Annotated in this window: 15 protein-coding genes; 10 read left to right on the top strand and 5 right to left on the bottom strand. The window is 58.1% G+C overall.

The window, feature by feature from the left end; all coding sequences use genetic code 11:
* Positions 1-136: 136 nt before the first annotated feature.
* Positions 137-499 carry a DUF6124 family protein gene (locus PMI23_RS09755; RefSeq protein ID WP_007913049.1) on the top strand — a complete coding sequence of 121 codons (363 nt, stop codon included), beginning with the start codon at positions 137-139 and terminating at the stop codon, positions 497-499.
* A gap of 140 nt (positions 500-639) precedes the next feature.
* On the opposite strand, the gene PMI23_RS09750 is transcribed toward PMI23_RS09755, so the two are convergent.
* The 4 genes from PMI23_RS09750 to PMI23_RS09735 all read right to left on the bottom strand — a co-directional run bounded on the left by PMI23_RS09750 (position 640) and on the right by PMI23_RS09735 (position 2807).
* Positions 640-1017, bottom strand: a complete 378-nt coding sequence (locus tag PMI23_RS09750; RefSeq protein ID WP_007913047.1) for a hypothetical protein — start codon at positions 1015-1017, stop codon at positions 640-642.
* A gap of 110 nt (positions 1018-1127) precedes the next feature.
* Positions 1128-1484 carry a DUF7079 family protein gene (locus PMI23_RS09745; RefSeq protein ID WP_007913045.1) on the bottom strand — a complete coding sequence of 119 codons (357 nt, stop codon included), beginning with the start codon at positions 1482-1484 and terminating at the stop codon, positions 1128-1130.
* Positions 1469-2251 carry a hypothetical protein gene (locus PMI23_RS09740; protein WP_007913043.1) on the bottom strand — a complete coding sequence of 261 codons (783 nt, stop codon included), beginning with the start codon at positions 2249-2251 and terminating at the stop codon, positions 1469-1471. The genes PMI23_RS09745 and PMI23_RS09740 overlap by 16 nt, the downstream gene beginning before the upstream one ends.
* 10 nt (positions 2252-2261) lie before the next feature.
* Positions 2262-2807, bottom strand: a complete 546-nt coding sequence (locus PMI23_RS09735; protein ID WP_007913041.1) for a PAAR domain-containing protein — start codon at positions 2805-2807, stop codon at positions 2262-2264.
* A gap of 397 nt (positions 2808-3204) precedes the next feature.
* Between PMI23_RS09735 and PMI23_RS09730 the strand changes: the two genes are divergently transcribed.
* From PMI23_RS09730 to PMI23_RS09695, 8 genes are all read left to right on the top strand, one after another.
* Complete coding sequence (locus PMI23_RS09730) at positions 3205-4194, top strand: aldo/keto reductase (protein WP_007913039.1); 990 nt, start codon at positions 3205-3207, stop codon at positions 4192-4194.
* A complete protein-coding gene (locus PMI23_RS09725) occupies positions 4191-4781 on the top strand; it encodes a flavodoxin (protein WP_007913038.1) in 591 nt (196 codons plus the stop codon). The genes PMI23_RS09730 and PMI23_RS09725 overlap by 4 nt, the downstream gene beginning before the upstream one ends.
* Positions 4782-4805: 24 nt before the next feature.
* Positions 4806-5798, top strand: coding sequence for an aldo/keto reductase (locus tag PMI23_RS09720; RefSeq protein WP_007913036.1), 993 nt, complete (start codon positions 4806-4808; stop codon positions 5796-5798).
* 62 nt (positions 5799-5860) lie between these two features.
* Positions 5861-6328 (top strand): (R)-mandelonitrile lyase, encoded by a 468-nt coding sequence (locus PMI23_RS09715; protein ID WP_007913035.1) that lies wholly within the window; start codon positions 5861-5863, stop codon positions 6326-6328.
* Positions 6329-6557: 229 nt separating this feature from the next.
* A complete protein-coding gene (locus tag PMI23_RS09710) occupies positions 6558-7331 on the top strand; it encodes a carboxymuconolactone decarboxylase family protein (RefSeq protein ID WP_007913034.1) in 774 nt (257 codons plus the stop codon).
* A 121-nt stretch (positions 7332-7452) separates the two neighbouring features.
* Positions 7453-8397, top strand: coding sequence for an alpha/beta hydrolase (locus tag PMI23_RS09705; RefSeq protein WP_177321049.1), 945 nt, complete (start codon positions 7453-7455; stop codon positions 8395-8397).
* Between the two features lie 48 nt (positions 8398-8445).
* Positions 8446-9498, top strand: a complete 1053-nt coding sequence (locus PMI23_RS09700; protein WP_007913032.1) for an alpha/beta hydrolase — start codon at positions 8446-8448, stop codon at positions 9496-9498.
* A gap of 82 nt (positions 9499-9580) precedes the next feature.
* On the top strand, positions 9581-10474 hold the full coding sequence (locus PMI23_RS09695; protein ID WP_007913030.1) for a LysR family transcriptional regulator: 894 nt from the start codon (positions 9581-9583) through the stop codon (positions 10472-10474).
* 243 nt (positions 10475-10717) lie between these two features.
* Here the strand turns inward: PMI23_RS09695 and PMI23_RS09690 are convergent, their stop codons facing one another.
* Positions 10718-11521 (bottom strand): 2OG-Fe(II) oxygenase, encoded by an 804-nt coding sequence (locus PMI23_RS09690; RefSeq protein WP_007913028.1) that lies wholly within the window; start codon positions 11519-11521, stop codon positions 10718-10720.
* Between the two features lie 265 nt (positions 11522-11786).
* On the opposite strand from PMI23_RS09690, the gene PMI23_RS09685 reads away from it, so the two are divergent.
* Positions 11787-12758, top strand: a complete 972-nt coding sequence (locus PMI23_RS09685; RefSeq protein WP_007913026.1) for an AraC family transcriptional regulator — start codon at positions 11787-11789, stop codon at positions 12756-12758.
* Positions 12759-12894 lie beyond the last annotated feature (136 nt).

Below are 12894 nucleotides of genomic sequence, written 5' to 3'. Positions count from 1 at the left end.
GTGGTCATGCGCAGGGCGCTTTCGAGCGCGCCGGTTTTCCTTGTGTCCCGGTCTACCAACCTGTGCATGGCCGCCACCCATCGTTTGGTAGCGAGAGGGTGATGGCTCCTTTTAAGCGACACAAGGGAGTTACATCATGTTCAAAATCACACCGAATCCACCAGAAACCGACCCGATCGCGGGCGACGAATCCCCAGACGCCAAGAAATTCAACGAAGCCGTCGACCGCGCCCTCTCCCATTACCTCGGCCCCGCCCCGGAAATCATGCTCACCCCGTACCAAACCAACACGATGTTTATCGCCAACCCGAACACCAAGACTGAGGAATTGCTGGTGAATGCCAGCGAATCACTCGGCTCGGCCTCGGTGATGCTTGGGGATGTGATCGGGCTGGTGCAGGGACCGGCACGCAAGACGCTGCAAGGCATTGCACAGGTGGTGATGCTTGGGGAGTTGGCAGTGAATCGGGCGTTGGATAACGTAGTGCCAACGGAGTAACCGGCCCCCGACTATGGCGGCGATTAGGCCGCCATACGGGAGAAAACAGAGAGAAAAATGAGCATAACGACCAATTTTCGGCCCATTGCGGCTGTTCGGAGTCGACTGATGTAATCGAACAAATATCACCGTGATCACATCTAACTTTCGATGTAATTAGCTAAGCGCATGACGTCGCTCATACTTTTAAGCCTGACAGTAAACTCTCCGTTCGCATTCTCTTTTACGTCGGGAATTCTTCCAAAAATTTCCTCACGCGAAAACTTTTGGAGGCGCAGGCACGGCTTTCTGAAGTAGAACAACATCCACTTTTGGTTCGGAATGAATGCAAAATCGCAGTCATCCTCACGCAAGAAACGAAAATCCTTGATGTATCCGTGCGAGCTTGGAAAGCAGTCATAGCCCTTAAGCGTTGATGCCCATCCAATCATGTACAAGAGCGCGTGCTTGGCCTCTGGAGTAACCAGAATCTCGTAGTATTCCCGCAACATCTCACTGTTCTCAGCTCCGCGCAGCATCTCGAGATCTCCCACTCTTTCCGATGGAGGCTGCCTTTAGCGTGAAAAAGCAGCTGCGGTGGTCGCCAGTCTTCAAGGTTCACCAAGCTGAGGCCTTGAAGCATTCTGGATCACAATCTGCTGGCGATTTCCTTCCAAATATAGGCGTAGTTGTATTTCAGCCAGCGCACCAACACCTTATCGAACTGCCGACGAAACCAATTACGTTTTCTCGCAGCCAACCTTTCCTCTATCGACTCTCTGAGTATGTCAGGATCGAAACCAGTCCATACCGGGGGTACTGCGGCCACAAGATTGGTGAAGCACACCGGTGCGACCTCTGAATAGAGAATTTCGTAAAGAATGTCAGGGTCGACGCCTCTTACTTTCCTTGCTAGGTAGTCATATTCAACCGGAAAGTCGTTGAAGGGCTCGGAGAGTGCCGCTCTGACCTTGGTCAGTTCTGGCTCAGTCAGAAGGTGTCCCAATGCGTGAACTCCTCAAGCTCTTCATCCAATGAACTCGCAACAGCTTCGCCCGCAACACCGCCTGCGATTGTTCCAACCAAGACCACTGCGATTGCACAAATGGGGGCACCAGGTCCGCAAAATGCGCTGACGCCCAACCCTGCAAGTACCCCACCAAATGCCCCAGCACCGACAATGATTCCTTGGCGCGCAGCTTCCTTGGGTTTGTTTTCAGCATTCAATATCTGATATGTCGCCAGAGCCGCAGTTACGAGAACACCAAGCTTGCCCATGACCAGCATCTTTTTTGTACCGGCCGAGAACTTGGCATTATCCCGGCCCGAAGATTCCAGAATGGTGTAATGGACTTTGTTCTTCTCTATTTCCGAAAGGCTGTCGTAACCTTTTTGGAATAGGTTTTCAGAGTACATATTTAAAAGTGTTTTGAGCTCCGTCCCACCCTTTTTCTTCCTCTGGGCGATTGCCAGCCCCTGCGCAGAGGTGAACTTGCGATGCTCAACCATGATTTTGTTGCGCATCTCGTGACTGAACTTCACTCCCTCTTGCGCCGTAATCTTTCCAGCTTTCACGTCATCGCGTGTTTGCTGAGACATACGCTGGATATTCTTGATATAGCTCGCTCGAGTTTTTTCATCAGATATCGCATCCAGTGAAAACCGCAGCGCAGAGCCCTCCATTAGCTCTAAAGCCCGATCAAGAGGAGAGTCTTGCAAGGCGTGCTCTCGCTGGACCACATAGCTGCCAGTGACGATGTACGGCTCTGTCATAGGATGGTCCTTATCCCAAAATCGAATTCAATAGACTTTCGGTGAGAGATGCCGCTTCTTCGGATGCTTGCTCTTCAAATTGGAGCATCACGCACGCCTTCCCCGATAGGTTCGAAAATTTAATGGCGTTGTCTTTATCAAATACACCGGGCAACGATGAGCCGTCATCAAAATGCGCGGTGCAGGATAGGCCTTCGTAGCTCTCGTCCGCAGGTATTCTGAAGCCGATCCAACGCGCATACCCCGCTAACGGCGCAGGAGCAACAAACTCACAAGGCGAATGGGTATCACCGATTATCACCGTCCCCGACCCGCCAACTACGACGCCGCCGTGAGTGCCACCCGTGTCAATGGTTGCGGCATTCTTACCGTTGATGAGCACAGTCGAAGATAGGCCAGATGAGAGCGCACTCCCGCATGTGCACGCGTCACCTTGCCGTGCTGCGGCCAGTCCGTCGAAAAACACGTCGGGAGAGCCGACCGCAATAGGGTTGGTGCCGTGTCCTGGCAATGGGCAACTGTATGGATCACTTTTTCGCGCCGCTGGCTTGGCCATAATGACTTCCTGTCAAATCCTTGTGAGCGTCGTAAGCTACCAGAACAGGTCACTTGTTAAAAATCTATGTGTTGGAGGGCATTGTCTATCGCCCTCCAATAGCCGCACGCATTAGCTGATCAGCGTTTGAATCGAGACGTCACAACTCGGATGGGAAAGGCTGCCTCTGATTGCATTCACGGGCAGCAATCGGCCAAAAGCGGACGGTCAAGAGAGTGTCAGATTTTTTGTGTGCGAGCGGTGATGGCCTACCGTGACCCAGGCTTTCATTCGGCAGTCGCCACGTCCCCTTTTCCGGGACTGATGAGCAAACCTCATCAAGCTTTGCCGATTTACCCGTCTAGTCCTCAGTCGTTAGCGCGCTTACTGTTCTTCCCATGCCCAACGGGAGATCAACATGCACAAACGCACACTCGGCAACAGTTCACTCGAAGTATCCGCCCTCGGCCTCGGCTGCATGGGTCTGAGCCATGGTTATGGCCCGGCCACGGACACCGAACAAGCCATCGCACTGATCCGCTCAGCCGTTGAGCGAGGCGTCACGTTCTTTGATACCGCCGAATTCTACGGCCCCTATATCAATGAGCAAGTAGTCGGCGAGGCGCTGGCGCCAGTTCGCGACCAGGTCGTGATCGCCACAAAATTCGGCTTCGCCGTCGGCGCCGACAATACAAAGCAGACTCTGGACAGCCGCCCCGAACGTATTCGAATAGCCGTCGAGGGCTCGTTGCGTCGTTTGAAGACCGACTACATCGACTTGCTCTACCAGCACCGCGTCGATCCGAACGTGCCGATCGAAGACGTCGCCGGCGTAGTGAAGGACTTGATTGGCGAAGGCAAGGTCAAGCACTTCGGCCTGTCGGAGGCCGGTGCGCAGACCATTCGCCGTGCGCATGCGGTGCAGCCGATCACGGCGCTGCAAAGCGAGTACTCACTGTGGTGGCGCGATCCCGAGCAGGAAATCCTGCCGACGCTTTGGGAGCTGGGCATTGGCTTCGTGCCCTTCAGTCCGCTGGGGAAGGGGTTTCTCACTGGCACGGTGACGGCTGAGACCACTTACGGCAGCGACGATTTCCGCAGCATCGTCCCGCGTTTCAGCCAATCGGCGCTCCAAGCCAATCAGGCGCTGGTGGTGTTGGTCCGTCAGATAGCCGCGCAGAAACAAGCGACACCGGCGCAGATCGCGCTGGCCTGGCTGCTCGCGCAGGCACCGTGGATTGTGCCGATTCCGGGCACGACCAAACTGCATCGCCTGGAAGAAAACCTCGGCGGCGCGGAGATCACGCTCGATGCGGCCGAACTCAAAGCGATTGATACCGCGCTGGCGCAAGTCCGCATCGAAGGCGAGCGCTACCCCGAATCCCTCAAGGCGCGTGTCGGCCGATGAGTAACGATCACGATCCGCTGCGGCGCACGGTGATCGCCGCATTGGCCAGCGCGCCACTGCTGTCGCTTGCCGACACGCAGAGTGCCGGTGAAACACCGCGTTCTGGCTCGCGCATTCTGGTCGCGTATTTTTCGCGCTCGGGCAATACCCGTGTGGTTGCCGGGCTGATCCAGCGTGGACTGGGTGCCGATCTGTTCGAGATTTGTCCGGCCCACGCTTACCCCGAGGACTATCTGCAAACCGTGGAGCAGGCCCGCCAGGAGCGTGACAGTGGCTTCGAGCCCGAGCTGCAGAACAAGGTTCATGCCCTCAGCGACTACGACACGATCTATCTCGGTTTTCCGATCTGGGGTGAAACCGCGCCGCCGATCGTGCGCGCATTCCTCAGCGCCCACGACCTGACCGGCAAGACCCTCATCCCCTTCAACACCCACGGCGGTTACGGCTTGGGCAACAGCCGCAGTGTGCTGGTCAAGCACGCGCCGAAGGCCAAAGTGCTGGAAGGATTTGTGATGGAGGGTGAGCAGGAGCGCAAGACCATGGAACGCGTGAACGGCTGGCTGAACGATCACCCTCTCACGCATTAATCGAATTCTGTACGGAGTGACATAATGAAAAACCGCACGTTGGGCAATGGCCTGGAAGTGTCTGCATTGGGCCTTGGCTGCATGAGCATGACGTCGGCCTACGGGCCGGCAGCCGACCAAGCCAGCATGATCAAGCTGATTCGTTCGGCCCACGAGCAAGGCGTCACCTTGTTCGACACCGCCGAAGCGTATGGCCCGTTCGCCAATGAAGAGCTGCTGGGCGAGGCCTTGCAGCCGATCCGCGAGCAGGTCGTCATCGCCACCAAGTTCGGCTTCGATATCGACCCGATCACCGGTGCACGAGGCGGCGGCACCAATAGCCGGCCGGAGCGTATCCGCGCCGTCGCCGAGGCGTCGTTGAAGCGCTTGCGTACCGATCACATCGACCTGTTTTATCAGCACCGCGTTGATCCGCAGGTGCCCATTGAAGACGTCGCCGGCACCATCAAGGAATTGATCGCCGAGGGCAAGGTCAAGCATTTCGGCCTGTCTGAGGCAGGTGTGGAAACCATCCGCCGGGCCCACGCGGTACAACCGGTCACGGCGGTACAGAGCGAATACTCGCTGTTCTGGCGCGGCCCGGAACTGGAGCTGCTGGCGGTGCTGGAAGAACTGGGGATCGGCTTCGTACCGTTCAGCCCGCTGGGCGCCGGTTTTCTCACCGGTCAGATCGATGAGCACACGCAGTTCGACGCCAGCGACTTCCGCAACTTCGTCCCGCGTTTTTCCCCCGAAGCGCGCAAGGCCAACCTGGCGCTGGTCGATGTGGTGAAAGTCGTCGCTGAGCGTAAGCACGCGACACCTGCGCAAGTCGCGCTAGCCTGGTTGCTCGCACAAAAACCGTGGATTGTGCCGATCCCTGGCACGACCAAACCCCATCGACTGCAAGAGAATCTGGGCGCGGTCGAACTGCAATTGACCGGCGACGATCTGCGCGTGATCAACGAGCAGATCGCGCAGATTCAGGTGCACGGTGAACGCCTGCCGGAATCGGCACTGAAAATGACCGGACTCTGAGTCTGCCCAACGCGGCGCCACGGGCGGCGCCGCTTTTCTTGTCTGACCGGAGAACCAATCCGATGAACCGATTGATTGCGCCACTCGTTGCTTTGTCACTGATGGCGGCAGAGTCCCAGGCCGCCGGCGAAATCCGCATCACGCCAAACGGCGCGCAGCCCTCGGTCAAGGGCGCGGCGCAAAACTTTACCGGCACGGTGCGCGTTGATGGCCTGTTCAAAGGTGAACCGCCGGCGCGCATCGGCGGCGGCACAGTGACCTTCGAGCCGGGCGCACGCACGGCGTGGCACACCCATCCGCTGGGGCAAACGCTGATCGTCACTGCCGGCGTCGGCTATGTGCAGCAAGAGGGTGGCGCGCGTCAGGAGATCCGTCCGGGCGACAGTGTCTGGATTCCACCGAACACCCGTCACTGGCATGGCGCCACGGCCAGCAACGGCATGACCCACATCGCCATCGCTGAAGCCGAGGACGGCAAGACCGTCACTTGGGGGGAACAGGTCTCGGATGCGCAATACGCCGGTAAATGAAGTTACGGAATGTGTCGAAGTTGCGCTCCCGGCACGTTGGGGGCAATCGACTAGTCGACGTCTAAGCCCCGAATCTGCGGGGTTGCGTCTGGATTTCTGCGATGACTGCTCCGTCGATTCATGAGTTCTGCTCAGGAACCCATGCGCAATATCAGGGTTAATCGCCATAACCAACCTCCGTACGATTCAGCGACACCGCAGCGCCCCGCAATGGATGGAGCCCTTCACGATGATCACTGACACCCGCAACAGCACTGCACTCCCCACACTCATGGCGCTCTGCCTTGGCGTCGGGGCGATGTTCAGCGTCACCACTCAAGCAGCCGAGGCTTCGCCCACCATGACCAGCACACCCGCCAGCGCAGCCAGCTTGTCGAGCCAGCAACAAGCCATTCCACTGATCGCGGCGTTCATGGCGACCAGCGACATGCCCAACCTCAACACGGCGCTCAACCAAGGGCTTGATGCCGGCCTGACCATTAGCGAAACCCGTGAAGTTCTCGTGCAGCTCTACGCCTACGTCGGCTTCCCCCGCAGCCTCAACGCCTTGAATGAATTGATGACCGTGGTGCAGGCGCGCAAACAACGCGGCCTTGACGATGCGCCGGGACGTGAGCCGAGCCGGGCGACTCCGGTCGGGGATGAGCTATTGGCAGCGGGTACGGCGAATCAAACGAAAATCTCCGGCGCCCCGGTCAAAGGCCCGGTGTTCGAGTTCGCTCCGGTGATCAACCGGTTCCTGCAAACCCATCTGTTCGGCGACATTTTCGAGCGCGACAACCTCGACTGGCAAAGCCGCGAACTGGCGACAGTCGGGGCGCTGGCAGCGTCCCCGGGCGTGGAATCGCAACTGCGTTCGCACATGGCGGCGAGCCTGCGCGTCGGGCTAAGTGCGGCACAGTTGCGCCAGGTCACCGAGCTGCTTGAAAAGCATGGCGATACACAGACTGCCAAGCGGGCAAGCGCAGCGCTGACCCAAGCGCTCGCAACAGCGGGGAAATGACATGAAATCTGCAAAGCATTTACTGAGCGTCACGCTGCTGAGCCTGTTGGCGGCCTGCGCGAACCACTCCGAAGGCCCGCTGCTGATCCAGAAACAAGGCAGCTTCGCCGCCGGCGGAACGATGACCACGGCACCGGGCACCTTCAACCCGCGCCAACCGATGACACCCAACGGCCAGACCTACCACGGTGACCACGTCTACGCCTTCTATCAAATCCCGGCGGACGCGCGAAAACTGCCCATCGTCATGTGGCACGGCGCGGGTCAGTTTTCCAAGACCTGGGAAACCACCGCCGATGGTCGCGAGGGTTTTCAGAACATCTTTCTGCGCCGCCACTACGGCGTCTATCTGATCGATCAGCCCCGGCGTGGTGATGCCGGGCGCAGCATGGTCGAGACCACCATCAAGCCTGTGCCGGACGAACAACTGTGGTTCAACCAGTTCCGCATCGGCCTTTGGCCCCGCTACTTCAACGGCGTGCAAGTGGCACAGGACGCCCAGACCCGCGAGCAGTTTTTCAGGGCAATGACGCCGAACACCGGGCCGTTTGACATGGGCGTGGTCTCCGATGGTGTGTCGGCGCTGTTCGACAAAATCGGCCCCGGCATCCTGTTTACGCATTCTCAGGGTGGCGGGCCGGGCTGGTTGACGGCGATCAAGAACGACAAGGTCAAAGCCATCGTGGCGTTCGAACCGGGCAGCAGTTTCGTGTTTGCTGACGGTGAAGTGCCGGCGCCGATTCCCAGCGCGTTCGACACGGTGCAAGGCGCAGCGGTGCCGATGGAGCAATTCATGGCACTGACGCGCATTCCGATCCTGATCCTGTACGGAGACAACATTCCGGAACAGACAGTCGATCTGCCCGCTCAGGACAGTTGGCGCGCACGCCTGAAAATGGCCCGGCTCTGGCGTGACGCGGTCAATCGCCATGGCGGTGATGTGCGACTGATACACCTGCCGGAGATTGGCATTCACGGCAATACCCATTTCCCCATGTCGGATCTGAACAACGTGCAGATCGCTGATCTGGTCGCGCAGTTCCTCAAAGAAAAACAGCTGGACTGACCCAAATACTTTTGCTACTGCCGCCCTTTTTTTGCTCAGGAGCTTCACGTGAAAAACACTCTCAAAGCCACGCTCATGTCGGCATTGGTCGGTCTCTCGGCGGGCGAAGCGTTAGCCGCTGACTACAAGAAGAACCCGTTCACACTCGCCTATGACGGCGCGATCAGCAAGAACGAGCCGGGCAAGGTCAACATCCACCCGGTCAGCTATAAGCTCAACGGGCTGGACATCGCCGCCAATGTCTACACTCCTGCCAACTACGACGCGAAGAAGAACTACCCGACCGTGGTGGTTGCGCATCCCAATGGCGGCGTAAAAGAGCAAGTCGCCGGTCTCTATGCCCAGCGGCTCGCCGAACAGGGCTACATCACCATCACGGCCGATGCGGCCTATCAGGGCGCCAGCGGTGGCCAGCCGCGCAGCATCGATAAACCGGCGTATCGCATCGAAGACATTCACGGCATGGCCGATTTCATCAGCCAGTTCGCTGGCGTGGATGACAATCGTCTGGGCCTGCTCGGCATTTGTGGCGGCGGTGGTTATTCGTTGGCGGCGGCGCAAACCGACAAACGCTTCAAATCCCTGGCGACGGTGAGCATGTTCAACTCGGGTCGAGTACGCCGCAACGGCTACAACGACTCGCAAATGGACAGCATCCAGCAACGTTTGCAGCAGGCATCAGCTGCCCGCGCGCAAGAAGCAGCGGGGGGCGCGGTGCTGTATTCGGGGGATGCCAACCTCACCGACGAGCAGATTGCCAAACTGCCTTTCGAACTGTATCGCCAAGGCTATGAGTACTACTGGAAAACCCACGCGCACCCGAACTCGACCTTCAAATACACCACCAGCAGCCTTATTGACCTGATGCGTTTCGACGCCACCGACCATATCGAATTGATCAATCAACCGTTGCTGATGATCGCCGGCAGCAAGGCCGACAGCCTGTACATGACCCAGGATGCGTTCCCCAAAGCCACCGGCACCACCGACAAGGAAGTGTTCATCCTCGATGGCGCCACCCACATTGAAACCTACTGGGTGCCGCGTTATGTCGATGCCGCGATTGGCAAACTGACCACGTTCTACGCCCGTACCTTGTAATCAACTCTCTGGGGGTCGCGCATCTGTGTGCGACCTGCTTTCATGGAATAATCACGCGCCCCCTCATGAGAGGTTCTCATCAATGTCCCGCGCCAATCTCAACGACCTGCAAGCCTTCGTGGTCATCACCCGCGAAGGCAGCTTTACCCGTGCTGCCGCACAACTCGGCGTCTCGCAGTCGGCGCTGAGCCACACCATGCGCGCACTGGAAAGCCGCTTGGGTGTGCGCCTGCTGACGCGCACCACACGCAGCGTCTCGCCGACCGAGGCGGGTCAGCGGTTGTATCAATCGATGGCACCGAGGTTCGATGAGATCGAACTGGAACTGGCCGCCGTCAGCGAGTTTCGCGACACCCCCGCCGGCAATGTGCGGATTCAGGCGTCCGAGCATGCGGCGAACAATATTCTCTGGCCGAAGCTGCTGAAGGTGCTGCCCGACTACCCGGACATCAGGGTCGAAATCACCGTCGATTACGCCCTTTCCGACATCGTCGCGCAGCGGTATGACGCGGGGGTGCGCCTGGGCGAACAGGTAGCCAAGGACATGATTGCCGTACCGATTGGGCCATCGTTGCGCATCGCCGTTGTCGGCTCGCCGCAGTATTTCCAGCATCGGCCTTACCCGATGGAACCGGGAGATCTGGCGGCGCACAACTGCATTAACCTGCGCCTACCGACTCACGGCAGCCTGATGCAATGGGATTTCGAAAAGGATGGCCACGAGCTCAAGGCCCGCGTCGAGGGCCAATGGACATTCAACAGCAGCGTGCCAATTCTGCGTGCGGCCGTGGCGGGATGTGGCTTGGCTTTCCTGCCAGAGGACATGGTGGCGAAGGAACTTGCGGACGGTAGCCTTGTGCGGGTGTTGGAAGATTGGTGTCAACCCTTTGCCGGTTACCATCTCTACTACCCCAATCGTCGCGAACACTCATCAGCGTTTGGCGTTGTAGTTGAAGCGTTACTCTACAGGGACTGAGACATCGACCTTCAAGGCGTCTGGATTTTTTCCGCCCCCTCACAACCGTGAATGAGCAGATGATTTTGATCGACTGCGTCGGGCGCGACCGGCTGCAATGGGAGGTTTACTGCTCATTATGAATGGCAGCTATTGGCCGAGAGCAGCCTTTCGTGAATGGCAGCAATTGGCCGAAAGCTGAACCACCACCAGCTGCTACCACCCAGTCCAAAAAACGGCTGCTTCCCTGATTACGCAGCCTCCTCACGCTTTCGTTCTAAACAACTTATTCATGTAGTACCTCAAACTCCACCGATCCTTCGGCCGCGGCTTATAGTGCGTTTTATTCCTCTGCCCCGGCTCCCCGCCCACCCCACTCGCCGTGTAGTAATAAAGCGCAATCGACCGCCGAGTGATGTGTTCCGGCGTAGTCAACGGCTCCGGATGCCCATGGTTACTATCCTTGTCCGTATTAAAAATCACACACCGGTTATAAACCGGTAGCACTTTCTTCAGACATTTCTTCATCCCCACATCCCAAAGCTCCAGGTTGCCGCCGTACGCCTCCTGCCAGTCCTCGGTCAGGTAAATGATCACGTTCAGCCGTCGCTCGACGTTGAGCTTTTTGTTTAGTCGAAAATCCGAGTGCACGCCGAGGAAGCCGCCGGTTTTGGTTTCGTGCAGGCCGCCGCCGGCGAAATACGGATCGGGGATCAGGCCTTGTATGCCGGTAAGTTTTTCGAGGAATTCCAGCATGGGTGCGGAGTTGAAGGTGTTGAACACGTTCTTCAGGTACGGGCTGCAGGCGTTGGGGCTGATCTGGCGTTTGAGTTGGCCTTTGTAGCCGCGCTCGTAGATTTGCTCGTTGTTGGTCGGTTCGACCGGGAAGTGTTCGCGGATGCTGGCGATGACGTCTGCTTGCAGGAAGTTGTCGATGACGATGTGCGGGAATGGCGTGGCTTGGGTGTATTCGCGGGTCAGCGATTCGCCGAAAGCGCTGGCGGCGGTTTGGTCGAAGTCGAGTTCGGGGGTCAGGGTGATGGGGAGTGTTTGCGTGTTGGCTTGCATTGCCGCTCCGATGATTTTTGGCTTTCAGGGCTGGGCAAACAGGGGCTGGGGTTTGGCGCGGTGCCTGTGTTTGCTTGCTGAGTACAGTGGCGAGCAGGTTGCCATGTCGGCGATTGGCTGCCGAGTGTCCTTTGCTTAAACGTGGTGCGGCGGTGTTACGGCATGTTTCCGACTGTCACAAACCGGTCATATTTCCTCTGCTAACCTCCTCGGCGCCCTACCCTTCACCCCTGTCCTAGAGCCCCCAACCGAAGGTGCCGCCAAGGTGTTTCCGACTCCCGTTCGCCAGCAAATCATCCTGCGCTCCGACAACCTCCGTTCGGACGACTTCGGTGCACTGTTTTCCAGATTGTTTGGCAATCGTTATGCGGACAATCCGCCGCTGCCGTCGAACATCATTATCGGCGGCGTTTACGGGCGGCACGATGGTGTGAGTTTTCGGCGGATGCATTATCACGGTGATTTCACCGTCGCTTTCCCCGATCCACAGGACGAGATCACCTTCGTCATTCCCACTGCCGGCAAGATCGTTTTCAACCATGCCACCGAGTCTATCGGGGTGTCGCACGTTGGGCTGGCGATTGATAAGGCGGATATCCGTTCGATGCGCTTTCTGGATGATCACGCGCATCACGGGATGTCGATCAATCGTCACCAGCTCACCGAGCGACTGTCGGCGTTGTTGGATAAACCGATTCTGCAGAAGATCGTTTTTGAGCCGAGCGTGGATCTTGAGACGGCAGCGTTTCAGGGGATCAAGGCGTTGATTGATCTGGCGACGGGGACGGAGTTTGATCTGTTGCTCAACAGCAGGACGTTGATGCCGTCGCGGTTGCGCGAGATGTTGGTTGATGCGGTGCTAGAGGCTTGGCCGCATAACTTTTCCGAGGCGTTGCGGCGGCCGACGGCGATGGTTGCGCCGCGCCATGTGAAGTTGGCGGTGGAGTTTATTCAGGCGCATCCGGAGCAGTTGGTCAGTGGTGTGGATCTGGCGCGGTTGAGTCATGTGAGTCAGCGGGCGTTGCAGGAGGGGTTTCGGCGGTTTGTCGGGATGTCGATTGTGGCGTATCAGCGGCAGGTGCGGCTGGAGCGGGCTTATGAAGTGTTGAAACGGCGGGGTTCGGGGTCGGTGACGGAGGTGGCGTTGCGATTTGGGTTTAGCAATGTGGGGCGGTTTTGTCGGTATTTTCAGGGGGCTTTTGGGGTGAGTCCTGCGGATTTGCGCGGGCGGGATTGAGGGTGTGAGTCTGTTGTGGTGATGATGGCTGGGAAGGCGCTATCGCTAGCAGGCTAGCTCCCACAGGGGTCTGTGTTGTGATTGAGATTGTTGGCAATCCACAAAACCTGTGGCTGGCTTGCCAGCGATTGCAGTG

Origin of the sequence: Pseudomonas sp. GM24 (assembly GCF_000282235.1) — a bacterium.
GTDB lineage: Bacteria > Pseudomonadota > Gammaproteobacteria > Pseudomonadales > Pseudomonadaceae > Aquipseudomonas.
The sequence above is the reverse complement of the archived record's forward strand: the minus strand, read 5'-3'. Positions and strand labels throughout refer to the sequence as shown.